This window comes from Nitratireductor sp. StC3, assembly GCF_003015025.1.
Taxonomy (GTDB): Bacteria; Pseudomonadota; Alphaproteobacteria; order Rhizobiales; family Rhizobiaceae; genus Mangrovimarina; species Mangrovimarina alexandrii.
This window is the reverse complement of record NZ_PYBP01000002.1, coordinates 509,915-532,034: the sequence shown is the minus strand read 5'-3', so window position 1 is coordinate 532,034 and position 22,120 is coordinate 509,915. Positions and strand designations below refer to the sequence as shown.

Annotated in this window: 20 protein-coding genes; 13 read left to right on the top strand and 7 right to left on the bottom strand. The window is 66.8% G+C overall.

Features of this window, described 5'->3' with window-relative positions; all coding sequences use genetic code 11:
- Positions 1 to 27 precede the first annotated feature (27 nt).
- Genes C7T96_RS07090 through C7T96_RS07080 form a run of 3 tightly spaced genes read right to left on the bottom strand, consistent with a single transcriptional unit; the run spans position 28 to position 3,348 of the window.
- Positions 28 to 690, bottom strand: a complete 663-nt coding sequence (locus C7T96_RS07090) for a hypothetical protein (protein ID WP_106570463.1) — start codon at positions 688 to 690, stop codon at positions 28 to 30.
- On the bottom strand, positions 687 to 1,109 hold the full coding sequence (locus C7T96_RS07085) for a hypothetical protein (RefSeq protein ID WP_245414083.1): 423 nt from the start codon (positions 1,107 to 1,109) through the stop codon (positions 687 to 689). Before C7T96_RS07085 ends, C7T96_RS07090 begins: the two co-directional genes overlap by 4 nt.
- A 4-nt stretch (positions 1,110 to 1,113) precedes the next feature.
- Positions 1,114 to 3,348 (bottom strand): caspase family protein, encoded by a 2,235-nt coding sequence (locus C7T96_RS07080; protein WP_158264320.1) that lies wholly within the window; start codon positions 3,346 to 3,348, stop codon positions 1,114 to 1,116.
- A 224-nt stretch (positions 3,349 to 3,572) separates the two neighbouring features.
- Here C7T96_RS07080 and rpe point away from each other — a divergent pair, with 224 nt between their 5' ends.
- From rpe to C7T96_RS07060, 4 genes are all read left to right on the top strand, one after another.
- On the top strand, positions 3,573 to 4,259 hold the full coding sequence (gene rpe, locus C7T96_RS07075; protein ID WP_106570461.1) for a ribulose-phosphate 3-epimerase: 687 nt from the start codon (positions 3,573 to 3,575) through the stop codon (positions 4,257 to 4,259).
- Between the two features lie 134 nt (positions 4,260 to 4,393).
- Positions 4,394 to 4,951: a thioredoxin family protein gene (locus C7T96_RS07070; RefSeq protein WP_106570460.1), complete on the top strand. Its 558-nt coding sequence runs from the start codon at positions 4,394 to 4,396 to the stop codon at positions 4,949 to 4,951.
- Positions 4,948 to 5,652, top strand: coding sequence for an HAD-IA family hydrolase (locus C7T96_RS07065; RefSeq protein WP_106570459.1), 705 nt, complete (start codon positions 4,948 to 4,950; stop codon positions 5,650 to 5,652). Before C7T96_RS07070 ends, C7T96_RS07065 begins: the two co-directional genes overlap by 4 nt.
- 145 nt (positions 5,653 to 5,797) lie before the next feature.
- The gene (locus tag C7T96_RS07060; RefSeq protein ID WP_106570458.1) at positions 5,798 to 6,229 is read left to right on the top strand and encodes a Fur family transcriptional regulator; all 432 of its coding nucleotides are present in this window, start codon (positions 5,798 to 5,800) and stop codon (positions 6,227 to 6,229) included.
- 98 nt (positions 6,230 to 6,327) lie between these two features.
- Here the strand turns inward: C7T96_RS07060 and C7T96_RS07055 are convergent, their stop codons facing one another.
- Complete coding sequence (locus tag C7T96_RS07055) at positions 6,328 to 6,963, bottom strand: LysE family translocator (RefSeq protein ID WP_106570457.1); 636 nt, start codon at positions 6,961 to 6,963, stop codon at positions 6,328 to 6,330.
- Positions 6,964 to 9,888: a DNA polymerase I gene (polA, locus tag C7T96_RS07050; protein ID WP_106570456.1), complete on the bottom strand. Its 2,925-nt coding sequence runs from the start codon at positions 9,886 to 9,888 to the stop codon at positions 6,964 to 6,966.
- Between the two features lie 478 nt (positions 9,889 to 10,366).
- Here polA and C7T96_RS07045 point away from each other — a divergent pair, with 478 nt between their 5' ends.
- The 3 genes from C7T96_RS07045 to C7T96_RS07035 all read left to right on the top strand — a co-directional run bounded on the left by C7T96_RS07045 (position 10,367) and on the right by C7T96_RS07035 (position 14,688).
- Positions 10,367 to 11,755 carry a dipeptidase gene (locus C7T96_RS07045; protein WP_106570455.1) on the top strand — a complete coding sequence of 463 codons (1,389 nt, stop codon included), beginning with the start codon at positions 10,367 to 10,369 and terminating at the stop codon, positions 11,753 to 11,755.
- Between the two features lie 16 nt (positions 11,756 to 11,771).
- Entirely contained in the window at positions 11,772 to 12,389 is a 618-nt protein-coding gene (locus C7T96_RS07040) for a ribonuclease D (RefSeq protein ID WP_106570454.1), read from the top strand.
- 124 nt (positions 12,390 to 12,513) lie between these two features.
- Complete coding sequence (locus tag C7T96_RS07035) at positions 12,514 to 14,688, top strand: transglycosylase domain-containing protein (protein WP_106570453.1); 2,175 nt, start codon at positions 12,514 to 12,516, stop codon at positions 14,686 to 14,688.
- Positions 14,689 to 14,743: 55 nt separating this feature from the next.
- Here the strand turns inward: C7T96_RS07035 and C7T96_RS07030 are convergent, their stop codons facing one another.
- Positions 14,744 to 15,301, bottom strand: coding sequence for a LuxR C-terminal-related transcriptional regulator (locus tag C7T96_RS07030; RefSeq protein ID WP_106570452.1), 558 nt, complete (start codon positions 15,299 to 15,301; stop codon positions 14,744 to 14,746).
- Between the two features lie 337 nt (positions 15,302 to 15,638).
- On the opposite strand from C7T96_RS07030, the gene C7T96_RS07025 reads away from it, so the two are divergent.
- From C7T96_RS07025 to C7T96_RS07000, 6 genes are all read left to right on the top strand, one after another.
- Positions 15,639 to 16,847, top strand: coding sequence for a substrate-binding domain-containing protein (locus C7T96_RS07025; RefSeq protein ID WP_106570451.1), 1,209 nt, complete (start codon positions 15,639 to 15,641; stop codon positions 16,845 to 16,847).
- A gap of 133 nt (positions 16,848 to 16,980) precedes the next feature.
- Positions 16,981 to 17,760 carry an ABC transporter ATP-binding protein gene (locus C7T96_RS07020; protein ID WP_106570450.1) on the top strand — a complete coding sequence of 260 codons (780 nt, stop codon included), beginning with the start codon at positions 16,981 to 16,983 and terminating at the stop codon, positions 17,758 to 17,760.
- Positions 17,760 to 18,482, top strand: a complete 723-nt coding sequence (locus tag C7T96_RS07015) for an ABC transporter ATP-binding protein (protein ID WP_106570449.1) — start codon at positions 17,760 to 17,762, stop codon at positions 18,480 to 18,482. The genes C7T96_RS07020 and C7T96_RS07015 overlap by 1 nt, the downstream gene beginning before the upstream one ends.
- A 7-nt stretch (positions 18,483 to 18,489) precedes the next feature.
- A complete protein-coding gene (locus C7T96_RS07010) occupies positions 18,490 to 19,485 on the top strand; it encodes a branched-chain amino acid ABC transporter permease (protein WP_106570448.1) in 996 nt (331 codons plus the stop codon).
- Between the two features lie 5 nt (positions 19,486 to 19,490).
- On the top strand, positions 19,491 to 20,606 hold the full coding sequence (locus C7T96_RS07005; RefSeq protein ID WP_106570447.1) for a branched-chain amino acid ABC transporter permease: 1,116 nt from the start codon (positions 19,491 to 19,493) through the stop codon (positions 20,604 to 20,606).
- Positions 20,603 to 21,442 carry an alpha/beta hydrolase gene (locus C7T96_RS07000; protein ID WP_106570446.1) on the top strand — a complete coding sequence of 280 codons (840 nt, stop codon included), beginning with the start codon at positions 20,603 to 20,605 and terminating at the stop codon, positions 21,440 to 21,442. The genes C7T96_RS07005 and C7T96_RS07000 overlap by 4 nt, the downstream gene beginning before the upstream one ends.
- 4 nt (positions 21,443 to 21,446) lie before the next feature.
- On the opposite strand, the gene C7T96_RS06995 is transcribed toward C7T96_RS07000, so the two are convergent.
- Entirely contained in the window at positions 21,447 to 21,896 is a 450-nt protein-coding gene (locus C7T96_RS06995) for a host attachment family protein (protein WP_106570445.1), read from the bottom strand.
- Positions 21,897 to 22,120: the final 224 nt, after the last annotated feature.

The window sequence follows — 22,120 nt, the reverse complement described above, 5'->3', positions numbered from 1 at the left end:
CACCCGCGTCCCTCACCGCGAGCCCCCCTATCGTTTGGCCGTCACGTAATCCTCGATGGCGCTGGCGAAATTCGGCGCGCCGCGCCTGCGCTGTTCGGCCACGAAGCCGCCGAAATAACCCCAGAACGACTTGGCGAAATCGAAGAAATAGGCATCGGCGACCGCCTGCGAGCACAGATTGCCCTCGACGCAGAACGACAGCCGGTTGAGAAAATAGACCAGCCGGTCGAAAGCCTCGCGGAAGTCCTCGACCGGCATCGCCCCGCCCTCCGGCTTCATCGCCTCCAGGCCGATGCGCTCGTAATAGATGGCGATCTCGGCTTCGCTCGGGCTCTTGCCGAGCAGACCGGCATGTTTTTCGTTCAACGCACTCAGCCGCTGCTTGAGCGCGCGCTGTGCCTCCTGATATTGGGGCCGTTCCCACAGTTCGACCAGCTGCAGCGTGCGCTCGATGCGCTTTTCCTCACGCGCCTGCATATATTGATAGACCGAAAAGATCGCCGCGAGCACCAGAACGATACGCAGCGCGAAGCCGGTCCAGGCGTAGCCCAGCATGCGCCAGTCGGGATCGTTGAAGGGATTGGGCTCCTCCTTCAGCTCATGCGCCGGCACGTCGGGAAAGCCGGTCACCGTTTCCGGCAGTTTCCTGCGCTTCTTGCGGCCCGCGCCGTCCCCTCCGGCCTCGCTCATCCGCACGTGCCCAGATCGATCCGCGTGACGGGAGCGCGCACCAGGCCGGGCTCTTCGAGGCGGCTCTTCAGGCAATCGAGCTGGGGACGCGACAAGATGAATTTCAGGTCCGGCTCGTCCGGTTCGCCGCCGACGGCGGGCAGCGCCTCGACGATGCCGCGCTCGGTTTCGCAATCGCTCAGGTCGACGGCGATCACGCCATTGCCGCTGGTGGCGAGCGTGGCGTAGCGGTCGAGCAGGCATTGCGCCAGCGGCGGGTTGATCGCGACGGCCGCCGCGCACAGGCCGCACGGCTCGGCCGCCGGCGCGGGCGCGACCGCGAAAAGCCCGGCAAGCAGCGCCGCGGCCGGCCGCAGGCGCGGCACGACGCGTCGTGCGCCAACCCGGTTCGACCTCTTGTCCATCATCGCGGCAAGCATCGCCTCATCCCTTGGGCACGGTCAGCACCGGGAAGAAGCGGACCGACCCTCTCGCCTTGCGGCTTTGCGTGCCGCCGACCGCCTTGGCCGCGCGGGTCGCACCGCCCATGCCCATCGCCCGGATCGCGTCGGCGATCGAGGCGGCGCCGCCGCGCATGGTCTGTTTCAGGCCGTCCTGGGCCAGGAAGCCGAGATCCTCGGTCTGACTGCCGTCGAACGCCTCGGTGAAAATGGCGACCATGGTCTCGCGACCGAAACTCTCGTCGGTGAATTCCAAAAACACCTCGTCATAGGTCGCCGACGGCTGCAGCCGCTCCTTGGCCATGTGGGTGATGGAATAGTCGCTGCCGATGTAGAGAATGTTCAGATCGACCAGATTGTCGGTGTTGTTGGTCGCCGTCACCCGCACGCGATCCTGCGGCACGGCACGCGGGGCGGCCGTCGCGCTGATCAGTTCCTCCTTGCCGCTCGCCATGCGCTGCAGGGTGAAATCGACCGTCACCTCGTCGGGGCCGTAGTCGGAGCCCTCGCTGATGCGGGCGAGATTGGTCGCGCGATAGATGCGCGACAAATAAAAGGCCAGGGCCTCGCCGACGGCGTCGTCGTCGCCGCTTTGCATGATGATCGAGGGCGGACGCCGGCCGTCCTCCAGCGTCATCGTGCCGGCCTCGGGCAGGAACCACAGGCCGGGTGCGGCGCTGGCGTCGAAAGCCGCGTCCGGCAGGCTCGCCTCCGAAAACACGGCCAGCCTCAGATCGGCCGGCTGGCCGGGATCGACGAGTTCGACGCTCATCTGCCGCGTTTCGTCGCCGGCGACCGCGTCGAGCAGCGCATTGACGCCGGCGACCGCATCGGGGAATTCGTCCGAAGGACCGGGACGGGCGACCCTGAGCACGAAATCGAACTGGGTCTCGACCAGCCGCGCGAAGGCGTTTTCGGGAATTTCGGAAACGGTCCCGATCAGGGCACGTCCGGTCTCGTCGGCGGGTTCGGCGGTCGCCGTCATGTCGCTGGTGTCGGCGGTCTCGGCCGCGTCGTCCGGGCCGGCGATGACAAGCCGGCTCTTGAACGTGTCGAGCGACGTCACCTCAAGATAGCCGATCGCCTCCTCCTCGCTCGCGCCCGGCTTGTCGAGGATCGCCAGCCGCGCGCCCTCGCTCAGACCGTGGATGCGCCCGGCCGGTATCTCCACGCCGCGCTCGCCGATCGCGATCGGCCACTGCGGAATGAAGTCGTCGAGTTCGGTGCCGAACACCGGCGCGTCGAGGTCGCCTTCGAAAAGCGGCGTCGTCGAAGACCGGTTGATGGCCGCATAATGCTGCAGGATGCCCTGAGCGAGCTGGCGGTAACTGACATTGGGATTGGCGCCGAGCTGCGAAAACAGCGTGTGGGTGAACAGCCCGTATTTCGGCGCGCCCTTCGCCCCGCGCGGCAGCGGCATTTCGGGCGTGGTCTCGTCGGTCTGCGCGGCGAAGAAGGCGACCATGCCGCCCATCTCGGCCGTCTCGGACGGCGCCGTGTCGATCTCCATCGGCGCGGCCGCGGCCGCCTCGCCCGACAGGCTGCGCGCGCCGTCCGCCGGGATCAGGATTTCGGCCGGCATCCCGACCGCCTCGGGGTCGATCTTGCGCTCCTGCACGTCGTCTCCGGGCGCGGCGCGGGTGGCGGTGCCGGAATGACAGGCGTCGAACACCACCCAGACGAAGGCGCCCTTGGCGCGAATTTTGGTCAGCGCCTTGCCGACCTCGTCGTCGACCAGCGCGTTCGGCATGCCCTTGGCCCGGTCGACCCAGCGTCCGGTGTCCTTGGGCAGGAAAATCTCGTCGAGCCCGTCGGTCTCCGTGCTCGGGTCGGCCGCCGTCTGCTGAAACCCGTGGCCGGAAAACTGCAGATAGACGAAATCGTCGGGGCCGGCCTTTTCGGCGATCTCGTCGAGCGATCCCAAAATGCCGGCAAGCGTCGGCTCCCTGCCGCCCTCGACGTCGTCGGCCAGCACGAACACGTTTTGCGGCTCGAAGGGCACATGCGCCTGGGTGGTCAGGAAGTCGCGCACCAGAAGCGCGTCGTTGCGCGGCCCGACCAGCCAGTTTCGCTTCGGCAGGTTCGGATAGGCCGTCACGCCGACGACCATGGCATAGTTCGTGCGCGCCAGCGCCTGGCCGATGCCGGCCGTGAACACGGCCACCAAGGCCGCCGTGCCGGCGGCAAGCAGCGTCGCGCGATGCAATATCCGCTTCATCAAACTTCTCCCAAGCCCAGTCCCTCGCCCACAGAGGTCGCCCAACAATGGGGCCGTTTTTGGAAAACTACTCAAGCTGCGCCCAAGAACAAGCAAAACCCGCAAGAACGGGCCGCTGCCGGGGATGACGCACATCCGACCGCGCCGGCCGTGTTGACACGGAGCGCGCGCCGCTGCAATCCGGTTCGCACCGTTGCAGCGGCCGCACGAAAGGATCCCGCGTCATGCCGATGAAGTCGATCATTGCCCCCTCGGTGCTGTCCGCCGATTTTGCGCGGCTCGGCGAAGAGGTGGAAGCCGTCGCCGCAGCCGGTGCCGACTGGATCCATCTCGACGTGATGGACGGCCATTTCGTGCCCAACATCACCTTCGGACCGCCTGTCATCAAGGCGGTGCGCGCGCGCACCGACAAGGTGTTCGACTGCCATTTGATGATCGCGCCCGCAGACGCCTATCTGGCCGCCTTCGCCGAGGCGGGCTGCGACATCATCACCGTCCACGCCGAGGCGGGCCCGCATCTCGACCGGTCGCTGCAGGCCATCAAGGCGCTCGGCAAGAACGCGGGCGTGTCGCTCAACCCGTCGACGCCGGAAAGCGTGATCGAATATGTGCTCGACCGGCTCGATCTCATCCTTTTGATGACCGTCAATCCCGGGTTCGGCGGCCAGGCCTTCATCCCGGCCGTGGTCGAAAAGATCCGTCGGATCAAGGCGATGATCGGCGACCGGCCGATCGATATCGAGGTCGATGGCGGCGTGACGCCGCAAACGGCGCCGCTGGTGGCGGCGGCCGGCGCCACCGTGCTGGTCGCCGGCTCGGCGGTGTTCAAGGGCGGCACCCAGGCCACCTATCGCGACAATATCGACGCCATCCGCAGCGCCGCCGACGCCGCGCTTGCCAAGGCGGCGTGACAGGACGCGCCCGCCTGGGGCATGATCCACCCGAACTGGCGGCCGGGTCGCGCACGGGGACGGGCCGCAACGCGACAACGGATATGACGCGACCGCGCCCGGACGCGCCCCGACCCGGCTGAGGAGAGTGCCACATGGCTGCGATACCCCCCGTTTGCGAATTCGGCTGGCCGGCCGTCGACGCGATCCTGCCGGGAACGGACGGCAACAAGCATCAACTTTCCGACCTGGCCGGGCCGGGCGGTCTGGTGGTGGCCTTCATCTGCAACCATTGCCCCTACGTGAAGGCGGTGATCGGACGCATCGTGCGCGATGCCAGCGACCTGCGCGACAACGGCATCGGCTTCGTCGCCATCAACTCCAACGACGCCACGAGCCATCCCGACGATTCGTTCGAGAACATGAAGCGCTTCGCCGAAAAGCACCGGTTTTCCTTTCCCTACCTGCACGACGAGGACCAGTCGGTCGCGCGTGCCTATGGCGCGGCCTGCACGCCGGATTTCTTCGGCTTCAACGCCGACCTGAAACTGCAATATCGCGGCCGGCTGGACGCCTCGCGGCGCGAGGAGGGACCGGCCGACCTGCGCCGCGACCTCTACGAAGCCATGCTGCAGGTCGCCCGCACCGGCGAGGGCCCGCGCGAGCAGATCGCCTCGATCGGCTGCTCGATCAAGTGGAAGGACGCCGCGTGAGGCACAACGGCAAGCCAGCCGGCAGTGTTGCCGTACTGTTCGATCTCGACGGCACGCTGATCGATTCGGTGGCCGACCTCGCCGCCGCGGTGAATACGGTGCTGGCCGCACACGGCGCGCAGCCGCTCGATGTCGCCGCGGTGCGCGGCATGGTCGGCAACGGCGTCGCCAAGCTGGTGCAACGCGCCTTCGAGGCACGCGGCCGGCCGCTCGACGCCGCCGGCAGGGCCGCAGCCACCGACGCCATGATGGCGGCCTATCGCGACGGCCTGACCGCGCGGACCACGCTGATGGCCGGCACGGCGGCCGCCCTCGCGCAGCTACGCGCCAGGGGCGCCGCGCTCGCCGTCGTCACCAACAAGCCGCAGGACGCGACGGAGGCGATCCTCGATCATTTCGGCCTGTCACAGGCATTCGGCGCCGTGGTCGGCAGCCGGCCGGGCCTGGCGAGCAAGCCGGCGCCCGACATGCTGTTTGCCGCCCTGGACGCGATCGCCGCCACGGCGGACACGGCGGTGATGGTCGGCGACAGCGCCGTCGATGCCGGGGCGGCGCGCGCCGCCGGCCTGCCCTGCGTGCTGGTGCGCGGCGGGTATGCCAGACAGGCGCTGGAAACGCTCGGCGCCGACGCGGTCGTCGACGATCTTTCCGGCCTCGCCGACGCGATCGCGGCCGTGCAGAAAGTACCGGCCGCCGGCTGACGGGACGCCCGGCCGACGGTCGCACGGGCCGGATATTTCCGGGAAGAGGGACGGCGATCGGCATGCAAGTCGGGGCGCGACACGCCTGCGACTTGCACCCGAGGCGCGGCTGGCGCACAAAGTGGGCCATATGGCAGGATATGAGATGAACGCCAAGGCAGAGCTTACCCGCAACCAGGCACTCGTTCTCGAAAAGCTCGAGGGCGCGGCAGGGCCGCTCAGTGCCTACGCGCTGCTCGATCTTCTGCGCGACGACGGCTTTCGCGCCCCGCTGCAGGTCTATCGCGCGCTCGACCGGCTGATGAAGGACGGGCTCGTGCACCGTCTCGAAAGCCTCAATTCGTTCGTCGCCTGCACCGGTGACCATGCCCATTTGCACGGCATCACCGCTTTCGCGATCTGCGAAAAATGCGGCCAGGTGGCCGAATTCGCCGACCCGGTGGTCGGCAAGCGGCTGGAAAGCTGGGTGGCCGAAAGCGGCTTCCGGCCGAACAAGGCCGTGATCGAGTTTCGCGGCCTGTGCGCGGCCTGTGCGGCGGCCGAACCCGACGAGCGCCTGCGCGGCAACGCCGGCTAGAGCCGTTCTGCTTTTCGCGGAATCGCAGACCGGCTCTAATCCATTGTTATGACGCGTTTTTGAACGGCGAACCGGTTTCCACGTCGCCTGCAAACGCGCTAGCGCGCGGTCGACCAGCCGAACCACAAGGCGACCAGCGCCAGCATCCCCGACAGGACCCGACGCGCCAGGCGTTCGCGCCGCGCATTGTTGAGCAATGGCTCGAGCGCGCCGGCCAGCGTCACGATCAGCACATGCACGAGCGTTGCCACAACAACATAGGTCGTCGTCAATGTCAGCGTTTGCGCCAGGGGCGGATGCCCCGCCTCCAGGAAGGTCGACAAGACGGCGACGTAGAACACGGCCGCCTTGGGGTTGAGCAGGTTGGTGATCAGGCCGCGGGCGAAATATTTTTCCCTGGCGGCGGGCCGCACCGTCTCGGCGACAACGTCGACGCCGCCACGCCAGCCGTCCCAGGCCAGGTAGAGCAGGAACGCCACACCGGCCCAACGCAGCGCCTCATAGAGCAAGGGAGAGGCCTGGACGATCTCGGCAACGCCGAAGGCGGCGGCAAAGCCGATAACCGCCAGTCCGAGCGAGACGCCGGCGACCGTGGCGTAACCCGGCCGCCGCCCCTCCTGCGCGGCGACCAGCGCCAGATAGGTCATGTTGGGGCCGGGCGTGAGCTCGATCAGGAACGAGGCCAGCGAGAACGACAGCAACGTTCCGGCCGAGACCGGCAGAAAACCGTCCAATTAATGCGCCTCGTCCCAATTGTCGGCCGCGCGCGCATCGACATGCAGCGGCACCGCCATCGAAACCGCCGGCATGGCCGCGTTTTCCATGATGTCGCGGATCACCGGAATCGCGGCCTCGACCTCGTCGCGCGGCGCCTCGAAAATCAGCTCGTCATGCACCTGCAACAGCATCTGCACGCTGTCGAGGCCGGCATCTGCCAGCGCCTTTTCCATGCGTACCATCGCGCGGCGAATGATGTCGGCGGCCGAGCCCTGGATCGGCGCGTTGATGGCCGCGCGTTCGTTGAAGGAGCGCTGGTGCGGGTTGGGAGAGCGGATTTCGGGATAATGCGCGCGCCGGCCGAAAATGGTCTCGACATAGCCGTTTTCGCGAACCTGTGCCTTGGTCTTGTCCATATAGTCGCGAATGCCGGGGAAGCGCTCGAAATATTTCTTGATATAGCTGCTCGCCTCCTCGCGCGGGATGGAGAGCTGGTTTGCCAGCCCGAAGGCGGAGATGCCGTAGATGATGCCGAAATTGATCGCCTTGGCGCGCCTGCGCACCTCGGCGGGCATGCCCTCGACCGGCACACCGAACATTTCCGACGCGGTCATGGCGTGAATGTCGATCCCGTCGGCGAAGGCCTGCCGGAGCTGGGGAATGTCGGCGATATGGGCCAGCACCCGCAGCTCGATCTGGCTGTAGTCGGCCGAGATCAGCTTGCGGCCGGGTTCGGCGATGAAGGCGGTGCGGATCTTGCGGCCCTCGACGGTGCGGATCGGGATGTTCTGCAGGTTCGGATCCGAGGACGACAGCCGCCCGGTCGAGGTGGAGGCGAGCGCGTAGGAGGTGTGGACGCGCTTGGTCTCGGGGTTGATGAAGCCGGGCAGCGCGTCGGTATAGGTCGATTTAAGCTTGGTGAGCTGACGCCAGCCGACGATCTTGCGCGGCAGTTCGTGCCCCTCCGCGGCCAGATCCTCCAGGATCTGGGCCGAGGTCGACCATTGGCCGGTGGCGGTCTTGCGCGCGCCCTCCAGTCCCATCTTGCCGAACAATATGTCGCCGAGCTGCTTGGGCGAGGCGATGTTGAAGCGTTCGCCCGCAAGCTCGTAAATCTCCTCTTCGACGCCGGCGGCCGCCTGCGAGAACTCGCCGGAAAGACGCGACAGGATCTGGCGGTCGACGGAAATGCCGCGCGCTTCCATGCGAGCGATGACGTCGATCAGCGGGCGCTCGAGGCGCTCGTAGACGCTGACCAGCCCATCGGCCGCCAGGCGCGGCTTCAAGACGCGCCACAGTCTCAAGGTGATGTCGGCATCCTCGGCGGCATAGGCGGTCGCCTTGTCGATGTCGACCAGGTCGAAGGTGACGGCGTTGCGCCCGGAACCGGCCACCTCCTTGTAGGGGATCGGCACGTGGCCGAGCCAGCGTTCCGACAGCGCGTCCATGCCCTGGCCGCCCTTGCCGGCGTCGAGGACGTAGGAAATCAGCATCGTGTCGTCGACCGGTGCCATGGCGATGCCGTGCTGGTAGAGCAGCAGCCAGTCATATTTGATGTTCTGGCCGATCTTGAGCACGGCCGGGTCGGTCAACAGCCCGCCGATCGCCTGCAACGCCTCGTCGACCGGAATCTGGCCCTCGGCCAGCCCGCCGCCCAGAAGGTCGCCCGCACCCTGTTTGTGGCCGACCGGCACATAGGCCGCCCGTCCGGGCGCGGTCGCGAGCGAAAAGCCGACCAATTCGGCCTGCATCGGATCGAGCGAGGTGGTTTCGGTGTCGAACCCGACAATGCCGGCCTCCCGCGCCTCCGCGATCCAGTCCCGCAAGGTCTCCATGTCGCGAATGACGACATAGGCGGAGCGGTCGATCGGTTCGGCGGCGGCCGCCTCGGCCCGCCTGGCGGCGAGCGCGGCGGGGGTCGGATCGTCGGCGCCCGAATCCTGCCGGCCGTCACCGGCTTCCGCCGGGCCGTCGCCCGCGTCGAGGTCCGGGCCGCGCGCGCGCCCGGCCGCATCCACCTCGACCGCCGCCGGCTCCACCTCGGCCGCGTCGGTGCCCGTGGCCTCCGCGACCCGGCGCGTCAGCGTGGTAAATTCCAGCGCCTTCAGGAAGGCGATCAGCCTGGGCCCGTCGGGCGGCTGCAGAACCAGCTCGTCGAGCGCCTCGCCGACCGGCACGTCGTCGCGCAGGCGCACCAGGTCGCGCGATATCCGGGCCTTGTCGGCATTGGCGATGATCGATTCGCGGCGCTTGTTCTGCTTGATCTCGGAGGCCCGCTCCAAAAGCGTGTCGAGATCGCCGTATTCTTCCAGCAACTGCGCCGCGGTCTTCGGCCCGATCCCCGGAACGCCCGGGACGTTGTCGACCGAATCGCCGGTCAGCGCCTGCAGGTCGATCATCTTTTCGGGCGGCACGCCCCATTTCTCGACCACTTCGGGAACGCGGATCTCCCGGTCCTTCATCGGGTCGTACATCGTCACCTTGTCGCCGACGAGCTGCATCAGGTCCTTGTCGGAGGAAATGATGGTGGCGTCGCCGCCGGCCTCGCGGGCGAGCCGGGCATAGGTGGCGATCAGATCGTCGGCCTCGAACCCCTCCATCTCGATGCAGGGCAGGTCGAACGCCTTCGTAGCCTGGCGGATCAGGCCGAATTGCGGCACCAGATCCTCCGGCGGCTCCGAGCGGTTGGCCTTGTATTCGGGATAGAGCTCGCTGCGGAAGGTTTTCGCCGAATGATCGAAAATCACCGCGAAATGGCTCGGGGTCACGCCGACGGAGGTGTCGCGGGCGCTTTGCATCAGCTTCCAAAGCATGTTGCAAAAGCCCGACACCGCGCCGACCGGCAGACCGTCGGATTTGCGCGTCAGCGGCGGCAAAGCGTGGTAGGCCCGAAAAATATAACCGGAGCCGTCGACAAGGAACAGATGATCGCCTTTTTTCATGGCGAGAAGGGATAGCGCGGGCGGACCGCGAAATCCATGTGAAAGACGCGCGGCAAACAAGCTGCTGCCATCGGCCTCGCCCTTCGGGCGCTTTCACGGGTTTGTTACAGACTTGTAATCTTTGTGCCCTTGAATCGCCATTTTCAAAAACCATCTTCAGACCATCGGCAGTTTTTGCCGAGTTCGGTCAAAGGCCCGTCCCCCGCCTCGCCGGACACTGCGGCAGCCGCATCCCCCCTCTCCGGGCTGCCGCACGCAACAGGCCACCGTGGTTCCCCCCCTCCACCACGGTGGCCGTTTTCTTTCGTCGCGCGCTCTTCCCCCATCGATTTCACCGGACCAGAACCGTTCTGCTTTTCGCGGACTTGCAGACCGGCTCTAACTTATTGTTTTGACGCGTTTCCGAACGGCGAACCGGCTTCCACTTCGCCTGGAAACGCTCTAGGTTGCGCGGCGAACGCGTATCCAGGGAAAACCCATGTCCAATCTCGATTCCGTCCTCGGCGCCATCGACGCCGATCTCGACAACAGCCTGTCGCGGCTTTTCGAGCTGCTGCGCATCCGCTCGATCTCCACCGACCCGGCCTATAAGAAGGATTGCCGCCAGGCGGCGGACTGGCTGGCCAAAGATCTGGAATCGTTCGGCTTTCAGGCCTCGGTGCGGGATACGGCCGGCCATCCTATGGTGGTCGCCCATCATGACGGCGCCAGCGCGGACGCGCCGCATGTGCTGTTTTACGGTCATTACGACGTGCAGCCGGTCGACCCGCTGGATCTGTGGCATGACGACCCGTTCGCCCCCGCGGTCAAGACCGGCGAGACCGGCCGCAAGATCATCACCGGGCGCGGCGCCGCCGACGACAAGGGCCAGTTGATGACCTTCGTGGAAGCATGCCGGGCCTGGAAGTCCGCCACTGGCGGCCTGCCGTGCAAGGTGACGATCCTGTTCGAGGGCGAGGAGGAGTCCGGCTCGCCGTCGCTGAAACCCTTTTTGACGGCCAATCAAGCGGAGCTGAAGGCCGATTTCGCACTGGTGTGCGACACCGGCATGTGGGACGTCGAGACCCCGGCGATCTCCACCGCCCTGCGCGGCCTGGTCGGCGACGAGATCACGGTCAGGGCGGCCGACCGCGACCTTCATTCCGGCCTCTATGGCGGCGCGGCGGCCAACCCGATCCACATCCTGTCCAAAATTCTGGCCGATCTGCACGACGACACCGGCCGCGTCACCATTCCCGGCTTTTACGACGGGGTGGAGGAAACGCCCGCCGACGTGCGCGCGACCTGGGAAAAGCTCGGCCGCGGCGCCGACACGTTCCTGTCGGATATCGGCCTGTCGATCCCGGCCGGCGAAAAGGGCCGCTCGGTGCTCGAACTGACCTGGGCGCGGCCGACGGCCGAGGTCAACGGCATTTCCGGCGGTTACGAGGGCGAGGGCTTCAAGACCGTGATCGCGGCCGAAGCCTCGGCCAAAGTGTCCTTCCGGCTCGTCCACAGCCAAGACCCGGCCAAGATCCGCGCCGCGTTCCGCGATTTCGTGCGCGCCCGCATCCCCGCCGACTGTTCGGTGGAATTCACCGAGCACGGCTCCTCGCCGGCGATCCACCTGCCCTACGATTCGCCGCTTCTGCAAAAGGCCAAGACCGCGCTGTCGGAGGAATGGCCGAACGAGGCGGTGATGATCGCCATGGGCGGCTCGATCCCGATCGTCGGCGATTTCCAGAAGATGCTGGGCATGGACTCGCTGCTGGTCGGCTTCGGCCTGCCGGACGACCGCGTGCATTCGCCGAACGAGAAATACGAGATGTCCTCGTTCCACGGCGGCCAGCGCTCCTGGGCGCGGATTCTCGACGCCCTTGCCCGCTGAAGCGCCGGAGACCATCATGACCATCCGTTTTCACCGCAACGACCTTGCCGACCTGTCCGACTACGATGTCGACGCGATCGCCATCGACACCGAGACGCTGGGCCTCAACCCGCATCGCGACCGGCTGTGCGTGGTGCAATTGTCGCCGGGTGACGGCAGCGCCGACGTGATCCAGATCGACAAGGGACAGAAGAAGGCGCCCAATCTGGTCAGCCTGCTGAAAAACCGCAAGATCACCAAGATTTTCCACTATGCGCGCTTCGACCTGGCGGTGCTGTCGCACGCGCTCGGCGCGATGCCGCAACCGGTGTTCTGCACCAAGATCGCCTCGCGGCTGACCCGCACCTATACCGATCGCCACGGGCTGAAGGACATATGTTTTGAACTGCTCGGCGTATCGCTGTCGAAGGCGCAGCAGAGTTCGGACTGGGCGGCCGAGACGCTGACGGCAGAGCAGCTCGAATACGCCGCTTCCGACGTGCTCTACTTGCATCGGTTGCGCGCGGTTCTGGCCGAGCGTCTGGAGCGCGAGGCCCGGACCCGGGAGGCCGAGGCCTGTTTCGCCTTCCTGCCGACACGGGCCAGGCTCGACCTGATGGGCTGGCCGGAGGCCGATATTTTCGCCCATAGCTGAGTCTATCGCGGCGGGCGGGTGCGGCGGACACAGGCCCGCCCGCCGCGCCCGCTTAACCCGGCCTTAAACCGCGCGTCCTACTTTTCCGCCCAACGCCCGAGGGACCGGGCGGCGCGGACATCTTATGGCCAGAACGAAGACCTCCAAACGGATCGAGCCGACCTTCGGCGAGACGAAGGCCAGATCCGGCACGTCCGGTTCCGGGACGCGCGGCAGCAAGGCGGCCAAGAAACCGGGGCCGCGGCCGAAAAAATCCACTCAGTCCAAATCCACCGCCCGGCGCAAGCCGGCGGCCGGCAGGGCGCGGCGGCGGCGGCGCGGCGCCCTGTTTTCGCTGCTGCGCGGCGGTGCCTACTGGTCGCTGGTGATCTCGATCTGGATCGGCATCGCCGGTGTCGGCCTGATCGCCTTTTACGGCGCGCGGCTTCCCAGCGCCACGACCTGGTCGATCCCCGACCGGCCGCCCAACGTCAAGATCCTGTCGGTCAAGGACGAACTAATCGCCAATCGCGGCATGACCGGCGGCGAGGCCGTCGGACTGCACGAAATGTCGCCCTATATCCCGCAGGCGGTGATCGCGATCGAGGACCGGCGCTTCTACTCCCATTTCGGCGTCGACCCGATCGGGCTGGCGCGCGCCATGCTGGCCAATCTGGTGCACGGACGGCTCGTCCAGGGCGGATCGACGCTGACCCAGCAGCTCGCCAAGAACCTGTTTCTGGAACCCGACCGCACCATCGAGCGCAAGGTCCAGGAAGTGCTTTTGGCGCTGTGGCTGGAACAGCGCCACACCAAGGCGCAGATCCTGGAAATGTATCTCAACCGGGTCTATTTCGGCTCCGGCTCCTATGGTGTCGAGGCCGCCTCGCGGCGCTATTTCGGCAAATCGGCGCGCCAGGTCACCCTGTCGGAAGCCGCCCTTCTGGCCGGCCTGCTGAAGGCGCCGTCGCGGCTTTCGCCGGCGCGCGATCCCAAGGCGGCCGAGGCGCGCGCGCAGATCGTGCTTTCGGCGATGAACGAACAGGGCATGATCAACGGCCGCGAAATGACGACGGCGATGAGCGCGCCGGCGACGCGGGCGGCCGCCTACTGGTCGGGCGCGGAGCACTACGTGGCCGATCGGGTCATGGAAGAGCTGCCCGGCCTGATCGGCGACGTGCGCGCCGACGTGGTCGTGGAAACGACGGTCGACCTCACGCTGCAGAAACTCGCCGAAGGCTCGATCCGGCGCCTGATCGGCGAAAACGGCGAAACGCTCCGGGTCAGCCAGGGCGCGCTGGTGTCGATCGACGGCACCGGCGCGGTGCGCGCCATGGTCGGCGGCTACGATTACGCCAACAGCCAGTTCGACCGCGCCTCCGAGGCGCGCCGCCAGCCGGGCTCGGCCTTCAAGCCGTTCGTCTTTCTGGCCGCGCTGGAGCAGGGCCGCACCCCCGAAAGCACGCGCAACGACGCGCCGGTGCGGATCGGAAAATGGGCGCCGGACAACTACAAGGGCAAATATTACGGGCAGGTGAGCCTGACGACGGCACTGGCGAAATCGCTGAACTCGGTCGCCGCGCAGCTTGCCATGGAGGTCGGGCCGCGCGCCGTGGTGGAAGCCGCCCACCGGCTCGGCGTGGAATCGCAGCTTTCCGCCAACACCTCGATCGCGCTCGGCACGTCGGAAGTCACGCCGCTGGAAATCACCGCCGCCTACGTGCCGTTCGCCAATGGCGGCTATCGCCCGCAAGTCCATATCGTGCGCCGCGTGCGCACTGTCGGCGGCAAGGTGCTTTACGAGCACAGGCCAGGCACGGTGCCGCGCGTGCTCAAGCCCGACATCGTGGCGATGATGAACGCGATGATGGCCGAGACGGTGCGTTCGGGAACCGCACGCAAGGCCACTTTCGGCTGGCCGGCCGCGGGCAAGACCGGCACCAGCCAGAAGGCGCGCGACGCCTGGTTCATCGGCTACACGGCCAATCTGACCACCGGCGTTTGGTTCGGCAACGACGACGGCACGCCGACCAAAAACGTCACCGGCGGCACCCTGCCGGTGCTGGCCTGGCGCGAGTTCATGGAAGCCGCGCATCGCGGCGTGCCGGTCAAGGTGCTTCCCGGCGCCGGCTGGCGGCGCGCACCCGCGCCCGATCAGGCGCCGCGGCCGGCGCTGCCCGTGGCCACCAAACGAGACGACCCCGGCGCAGCCGCGGTGGAACGAACCAGCACGGCGTCGATCCCGCGGCCGAAAGCCGGGCTCGGGGCGTCGCCAGAGGACGCGCCGCGCTCGATCGTCGACATCATCCTCGGCCGCTGACCCGGCGCGGCGCTTTCGCGCTTGCTCCGCAGCGCGTCTGCCGGCGGGGCGGCGTTCAGTGCGGCATGCCGCTCAGGCCGGCGAGCAGTTCGGCCACGTTGGCGGCGTGGTATTTCTTCAACAACCGGGCGCGATGCGCCTCGACCGTGCGCGGCGAAAGCGACAACAGCCGGGCGATGTCCTTGCTGGTGCGACCCTCGCCCAGATGCATGACGATCTGGCGTTCGCGCGTCGTCAGCCGGGTGACGGGGCGCGAGGCCGACAGGTCGGCGAAGGTCCAGACCGCGCGCGCCAGCGGTTCGTCGCGGGTGAAGGAATGGCCGCGCACGCGACACCAGAACAAGGAGGAATCCTTGCGCGCCATGATGCGCTCGTCGGAATAGCGATTGGTCGCCCTGAGCGGCTCGACGCCGACATCGCGGATGCGCACGAACTCCTCGAAAGAGGGGTAGAGGATGGCGAAGGACTGGTCGACCAGCTCGCCCCGGCCATAGCCGAACATGGCGGCGAAGGTGACGTTGCAGGCGCGGATGACGCGGTTTTCGGTCAACACGATCCCCACCGGCGCGTGCTCGAAGGCCAATTCCCGCAGCGTGTCTTCGCGATCGATCATGCGTATTTGTACGATATTGCACCAAATCCCGGCCAGTCGGATAGTACCAAGGCGCGCGGCTGCGCAACACTAGAATGGCATCCGGCCGTTTTTCGCGCGCACTTGGGAGGAAAACCGGCATGAACCTGGCCATCCGGCTGGTCAGAAGCGCTCGGACGCGCCCGGACCGGACCGCGTCGACGCGCGGCACCGCGCCGGCGGCGGATTGTCGTGTTTCCGCCGCTGCATCGAATATCCCGTCCGCCACCGTGACGACGGCCTCGCCGCGCACGCCACCGACCCGTCATGGCGCCCCAACCGGCTGCCGACACATCCCGAATCCATAGGAGGAACCCCGATGAAAAAAATACTGTCCGCCTTATCCCTCGCCACGGCGCTGGCCGTGGTCGGCGTGGCCAGCGCGCCCGCCCAGGAAGACCCGGTCAAGATCGCGCTCGTGCACGGCCTGTCGGGATCGCCGCTCGAGGCGTTTTCCAAACAGACCACCAACGGCTTCACTCTCGGTCTCGAATACGCCACCAACGGCACGATGGAGATCAAGGGCCGCAAGATCGAGGTGATCGAAAAGGACACCCAGTTCAAACCGGACGTCGCCCGCTCGGTGCTGGCCGAGGCCTATGGCGACGACGAGGTTCTGATCGCCGTCGGCGGCACCTCCTCGGGCGTGACCACCGCCATGCTGCCGATCGCGGCCGAATATGAGCGCCTCCTGCTCGTCGAGCCGGCGGTCGCCGATTCGCTGACCGGCCCGGACTCCAACCGCTACGTGTTCAAGACCTCGCGCAACTCGTCGATGGACATGCAGGCCCAGGCGCTGGCGCTGAAACCCGACGAGACGCTGTTCGTGGCGACGCTCGCCGAGGACTACGCGTTCGGCAAGGACGGCATCGCCGCCTTCAAGACGGCGCTCGACGGCACCGGCGCGACCGTGGTGGCGGAGGAATACGTGCCGCTGAAGACCACCGACTACACCGCCACCATCGAACGGCTGTTCAACGCGCTCAAGGACAAGGACGGGCGCAAGGTGGTGCTGATCTACGTCGCCGGCTCGGGCGATCCGATGGGGGCGCTGGTGTCGGCCGATCCGTCGCGCTACGGCATCGAGATTTCGACCGGCGGCCACATCCTGCCGGTGCTGCCGACCTACAAGCGCGTGCCCGGCATGGAAGGCGCGATCTATTATTATTACGAAAACCCGGACAACGCGATCAACGACTGGTTGGTCGCCGAACACAAGAAGCGCTTCGACGCGCCTCCGGACTTCTTCACCGCCGGCGGCATGGTGGCCGCGCTCGCCATCGCCAAGGCCCTGGAGACGGCAGAGGACTGGGAGACCGAAACGCTGATCGCCACCATGGAAGGCATGAGCTGGGACACGCCCAAGGGCATGATGACCTTCCGTCCCGAAGACCATCAGGCGCTGCAGTCCATGTATCATTTCAAGATCAAGGTCGACGATGCCGTCGACTGGGCGATCCCGGAACTGGTGCGCGAGATCAAGCCGGAGGAAATGAACATTCCGATCGGCCGCAACAACCAGGAGTGACGGTTTTGCGCTCCCCGCGAACGGGGAGCGGCACCGACAGCCGGGATGCGGGCATGGCGACCACGACCTGCCCGCGTCCCTCCTCCTTCCCCGACCGGGCGGCCCACACGCTTGACGTCAGGACCCCTTGCCGATGTCTGACCGTTTTTCCCTGCGCACCGAAGACCTGACGATCCGGTTCGGCGGCCACGCCGCCGTCGACGGCGTGAGCTGCGCCTTTCGTCCCGGCGAGCTGACGGTGATCGTCGGCCCCAACGGCGCCGGCAAGACGACATGGTTCAACCTGGTTTCCGGCCAGCTTCGACCCACAGCCGGCCGTGTCTTCAAGGACGGGCGCGACATCACCGCGCTGTCGCCGTCGGCGCGCGCCAAGGCCGGGATCGGCCGCGCCTTCCAGCTCACCAACCTGTTTCCGCAGCTCTCCGTGCTGGAAAATGTCCGCCTGGCGGTGCAGGCGCGCCAGGGCGCCGGAGCGAGCATCTTCCGCCGGGCGGCGCGCCTTGACGATATCCGCGACGAAGCCGCGCGGCATCTGGAGAGCGCGCGGCTCGCCGGCGTCGCACATTATCCGGCAGCCGCCCTGCCGCATGGCGACCAGCGCAAGCTCGAGGTGGCGATGCTGATCGCCATGCAGCCCGACATCTACATGTTCGACGAACCGACCGCCGGCATGTCGGTCGACGAGGCGCCGGCGATCCTCGACCTGATTGCCGAGATCAAGCAAGACACGACCAAGACTGTGCTTCTGGTGGAGCACAAGATGGACGTGGTGCGCGCGCTCGCCGACCGCATCGTCGTGCTTCACAACGGCGAGCTGGTCGCCGACGGCGCGCCGGACACGGTGATGACGCTGCCGGTGGTGCGCGAGATCTATCTGGGCGTCGGCGCCGACGACGAAGAGGAGGTCGCCTGATGAGCGATGCCATCCTGCGCCTCGACGACGTGCACACCGATATCGGCCAGTATCATATTCTGCACGGCGTCTCCTTCGACGTCCCGGAAGGCGGCGTGCACGTGCTCCTGGGCCGCAACGGCGCCGGCAAGACGACGACGCTGCGCACCATCATGGGGCTGTGGCGCGCGCGCAAGGGCGCGATCGTGTTTCGCCATCACGACATCACCGCCCTGCCGACGCCCGACATCGCGCGCCTCGGCATCGCCTACGTGCCGGAGAACATGGGCATTTTCGGCGGGCTGACGGTCGAGGAGAACATGCGGCTTGCGACCGGTTCGGGCCAGTTCGACAAGGACCGGCTCGACCGGGTCTTCGCGCTGTTTCCGGCGATGGAGAAATTCTGGACCAAACAGGCCTTCGCGCTGTCGGGCGGCCAGAAGCAGATGCTGGCGATCTCGCGCGCGATCATCGAGAAGCGGGCGATGATCCTGATCGACGAACCGACCAAGGGCCTGGCGCCGGCCATCATCCGGGCGATGATCGCCGCCTTCCGCGAGATCGCCGCCGACACCACCATCTTGCTGGTCGAGCAGAATTTTCTGTTCGCCCGCGCGCTGGGGCGCGGCGTGACGGTGATCGACGACGGCCGCATCGTGCATGACGGCGACATGGCCGCGCTCGCCGCCGACGAGGGCCTGCAAACGAAACTCCTGTCGCTCAGCCTGGACGCGCAACAATAGGACGATCATGGCCGAGATTTCCTCACATCTGAACCGGTTCGGCGGCGTCTACCTGCTGCCGGTCGCCATCGCCGCGCTCGCCTTCGCGCTGATCGGCGTGCCGTCGACATGGGTCACGCTGACGGTTGCGGGGCTCGCGATGGGCATGATGATCTTCCTGATGGCGTCGGGCCTGTCGCTGATCTTCGGGCTGATGGACGTGTTGAATTTCGGCCATTCGGCCTTCGTCTCCTTCGGCGCCTTCATCGCCGCGTCCACGCTGGCCGCGCTGGCCGGCTGGGTGGCCGGCGACAGCGCCATCCTCAACATCGCCGCGCTGCTGCTGGCGGTGGCGGCGGCCACCGCCTTCGGCGCGGCGGCCGGCTGGTTCTTCGAGCGCGTCATCGTCAAGCCGGTCTACAAGGACCATCTGCGCCAGATCCTGATCACCATCGGCGCGCTGATCGTGGCCGAGCAATTGCTGCTGGCGATCTGGGGCGGGGCGCCGGTGGCCGTGCCGCGCCCGAAAGTGCTCGAGGGCTCGCTGATCATCGGCGACGTGGCCATCGAGATCTATCGCATCTTCGCCTTCCTGCTCGGGCTCGCCGTCTATGTGGCGATGCATTTCGCGCTCAACCGGACCCGCATCGGCCTTTTGATCCGCGCCGGGGTGGAAAACCGCGAGATGGTCGAGACGCTCGGCTTCCGGATCGACCGGCTGTTCATCGGCGTGTTCATGGCCGGCTCGGCGCTGGCGGCGATGGGCGGCGCGATGTGGGCCGGCTATCAGGGGCTGATCACGCCGGCGCTGGGCGGCGAACTGATGATTTTGGTGTTCATCGTCGTCATCATCGGCGGGCTGGGCTCGATCGAGGGCTCGCTGCTCGGCGCCATCCTGGTCGGGCTCCTGGCCAATTACGTCGCCTTCCTGTTTCCCAAACTGTCGCTCGCCTCCAACATGCTGTTGATGATGATCATCCTTCTGTGGCGTCCGTTCGGCCTCAAGCCGGCGATCAAGGGATAAGCGCGATGTCGGACCAGTCGATCACATCCCCGTCCGCGATCCCCGACACCCGCCGCCGCGTGCCGGCCGGCCGGCTGATCGTCTACGCCGTCGCGCTGGCGATCGCGCTCTGCCTCGCCTTCGCGCCGTTCCTGTTTCCCGACGTGCGCGCCCAGGAAGTCGCCGCGCGCATCTGCGTGTTCATCGTGCTGGTCGCCAGCTACGATCTCCTGATCGGCTATACCGGCATCGTCTCCTTCGCCCACACGATGTTTTTCGGGCTCGGCGCCTACGGCACGGCGATGATGCTGAAGGCCTGGGGGCCGGGCTTCGACGCGATCCTGATCGGCGGCGGGCTCGGCGTCGCCGCCGCCCTGGTGCTGGCGGTGCTGATCGGGCTGCTGTCGCTCCGGGTCAAGGCGATCTTTTTCGCCATGGTGACGCTGGCCGCGGCCTCGGTGATGATGGTGCTCGCCAACCAGCTCTCCGACTTCACCGGCGGCGAGGACGGTTTCACCTATCAGGTCCCGCGCCTGTTCTCGCCGGCCTTCAAGCTCGTCACCGACGCCGACGGCAAGGTGCTCAGGCTGTTCGACGTGCCGCTGAACGGCAAGATCGCGGCCTATTATTTCGTCTTTCTGGGCTGCCTGGTGCTGTTTCTGGCGATGATGCGCATCGTCGCCTCGCCGATGGGCACCGTGCTGCAGGCGGTCCGCGAGAACGAATTGCGCGCCGAGGCGATCGGCTATCGCGTCGTCAGCTACCGCACCGCGATCTTCTGCATTTCGGCGGTGATCGCCGCGCTGGCCGGCGTGCTGCGGGCGGTGTGGCTGAAATATGTCGGCCCGGAAGTGGTGCTGTCGTTCGCGATCATGATCGACATCCTGTTGATGGTCGTCATCGGCGGCATGGGCACGCTGGTCGGTGCGCTGATCGGCGTCGTCCTGATGAGCCTGGCGCAGTTCTACCTGAAGGATGTGATGGAGATCGCGGCCGAGGCGACGGCCGGTGTGCCGCTCTTGCCGGATCTGCTCAATCCGGACCGCTGGCTCTTGTGGCTCGGACTGCTCTTCATCCTGCTCGTCTATTTCTTCCCCGCCGGGATCGCGGGAACCCTCATGAAAAAGGGACACCATCGATGACCAGCCCCCGCTCGACCTATGTCGCCGCCGGCGGCCACGAACTGCATGTGAGCGAATGGGGCGATCCCGGCCGGCCGGCGCTCGTCATGTGGCACGGGCTGGCCCGCACGGGCCGCGATTTCGACGAGGCCGCCGAAGCGCTGAGCGACAGCTATTTCGTGCTCTGTCCCGACACGCTCGGGCGCGGGCTGTCGAGCTGGTCGCGGCCGGGCGGCGCCGATTATTCCTACAAGAGCTTTGGCGAGACCGCGCTTACCATGCTCGACCACTACCAAATCGACAGGCTGCGCTGGGTCGGCACGTCGATGGGCGGGCTGATCGGCGTGACGCTGGCGGCCGGCGCGTTGAAGGAACGCATGAGCCACCTGGTCATCAACGATATCGGCCCCGACATTCCGCAGGCCGGCAGCGGCCGGATCGTCTCCTATGTCGGCAACCCGCCGGTCTACGACACGGTCGGCGAGCTCGAGGCCTGGCTGCGGACCAACTACGCCCCCTTCGGCCGCAACACGGACGCCTTCTGGCGGCGCATGGCCGATACCTCGATGCGCCGCACCGACGACGGCAAGGTGACCGTGCATTACGACCCGGCGATCGTCACCCAGTTCACCCTGCACAAGGGCGACCTCGACGTGTGGGACAAATACGACGCGGTCACCGCCAAGACCCTGCTTCTGCGCGGCGAAGCCTCCGACGTGCTGTCGCCGGAGGTGGCCGAGACGATGACCCGGCGCGGTCCGGCGCCCGAACTCGTCACCTTCGCCGATTGCGGCCACGCCCCGACCCTGGCAAGCGAGCGCGAAATCGCGCTGTTGCGCGATTTCCTCGCCGGGTAGCCGTTCAGTCCTCCATCAGCACCTTCTCGATGTCGTCGAGCGCGTGGTTGGTAAGCGTTTTGGCCACCTCCGCCGTGACGCGGGCGCTGACGTCCTTGTGCAAGCTCTTGCGGATTTCGCCCAGCACGTGCGGCTGCGCGACCAGGACGATCCGCTTGAACGCGTCCTTCTGTGCCAGCCGGTAAAGCTTGTCCGCGATATCGTCGGCAAAGCGATCCTTGGCGATACGGTGCCAATCGGTGTCGGCGACCGCGCTGCGATGCCGATTCGGCCCGTCATTGAAGCGTCCCGGCCGGTCCGTGCCCTGGTCGCGGGTAGCCGGATTCTCCTGGCGGGCCTCGTCGACCACCACCAGCGCCGGCTCGAAGGCCGTGCCCTCATTGCGCAAGAACAACGCCTTCTCGCCGTCGGCGACCAGCACCCAGGTTCCGCGTTGCAGTTTCGTGAGGGTCATCGATATCTCCTATTTCGTGGTCTCCGGCATGCCCGGCCGAACCGCCGTCCGAAAAGGTCGCGATCGCAATCGGTGCCAGCCGAAAACAACGTATCGCGAAGCACTGCGTTCCCGATAGGGCGGTGACGGGCCGGACTGAGAGAATTTTATTCCGTGGCCGGTACCGGCCGTGAAAAAGCGATTGCGCGCCCTGGCAGCGCACGCGAGCCCATTTCTTCTGATCC

Coding starts and splice junctions, on each gene's coding strand:
- C7T96_RS07090 (WP_106570463.1), bottom strand. CDS start 690: ATGAGCGAGGCCGGAGGGGACGGCGCGGGCCGCAAGAAGCGCAGGAAA.
- C7T96_RS07085 (WP_245414083.1), bottom strand. CDS start 1,109: ATGCTTGCCGCGATGATGGACAAGAGGTCGAACCGGGTTGGCGCACGA.
- C7T96_RS07080 (WP_158264320.1), bottom strand. CDS start 3,348: ATGAAGCGGATATTGCATCGCGCGACGCTGCTTGCCGCCGGCACGGCG.
- rpe (WP_106570461.1), top strand. CDS start 3,573: ATGCCGATGAAGTCGATCATTGCCCCCTCGGTGCTGTCCGCCGATTTT.
- C7T96_RS07070 (WP_106570460.1), top strand. CDS start 4,394: ATGGCTGCGATACCCCCCGTTTGCGAATTCGGCTGGCCGGCCGTCGAC.
- C7T96_RS07060 (WP_106570458.1), top strand. CDS start 5,798: ATGAACGCCAAGGCAGAGCTTACCCGCAACCAGGCACTCGTTCTCGAA.
- polA (WP_106570456.1), bottom strand. CDS start 9,888: ATGAAAAAAGGCGATCATCTGTTCCTTGTCGACGGCTCCGGTTATATT.
- C7T96_RS07045 (WP_106570455.1), top strand. CDS start 10,367: ATGTCCAATCTCGATTCCGTCCTCGGCGCCATCGACGCCGATCTCGAC.
- C7T96_RS07040 (WP_106570454.1), top strand. CDS start 11,772: ATGACCATCCGTTTTCACCGCAACGACCTTGCCGACCTGTCCGACTAC.
- C7T96_RS07035 (WP_106570453.1), top strand. CDS start 12,514: ATGGCCAGAACGAAGACCTCCAAACGGATCGAGCCGACCTTCGGCGAG.
- C7T96_RS07030 (WP_106570452.1), bottom strand. CDS start 15,301: ATGATCGATCGCGAAGACACGCTGCGGGAATTGGCCTTCGAGCACGCG.
- C7T96_RS07025 (WP_106570451.1), top strand. CDS start 15,639: ATGAAAAAAATACTGTCCGCCTTATCCCTCGCCACGGCGCTGGCCGTG.
- C7T96_RS07020 (WP_106570450.1), top strand. CDS start 16,981: ATGTCTGACCGTTTTTCCCTGCGCACCGAAGACCTGACGATCCGGTTC.
- C7T96_RS07015 (WP_106570449.1), top strand. CDS start 17,760: ATGAGCGATGCCATCCTGCGCCTCGACGACGTGCACACCGATATCGGC.
- C7T96_RS07010 (WP_106570448.1), top strand. CDS start 18,490: ATGGCCGAGATTTCCTCACATCTGAACCGGTTCGGCGGCGTCTACCTG.
- C7T96_RS07005 (WP_106570447.1), top strand. CDS start 19,491: ATGTCGGACCAGTCGATCACATCCCCGTCCGCGATCCCCGACACCCGC.
- C7T96_RS07000 (WP_106570446.1), top strand. CDS start 20,603: ATGACCAGCCCCCGCTCGACCTATGTCGCCGCCGGCGGCCACGAACTG.
- C7T96_RS06995 (WP_106570445.1), bottom strand. CDS start 21,896: ATGACCCTCACGAAACTGCAACGCGGAACCTGGGTGCTGGTCGCCGAC.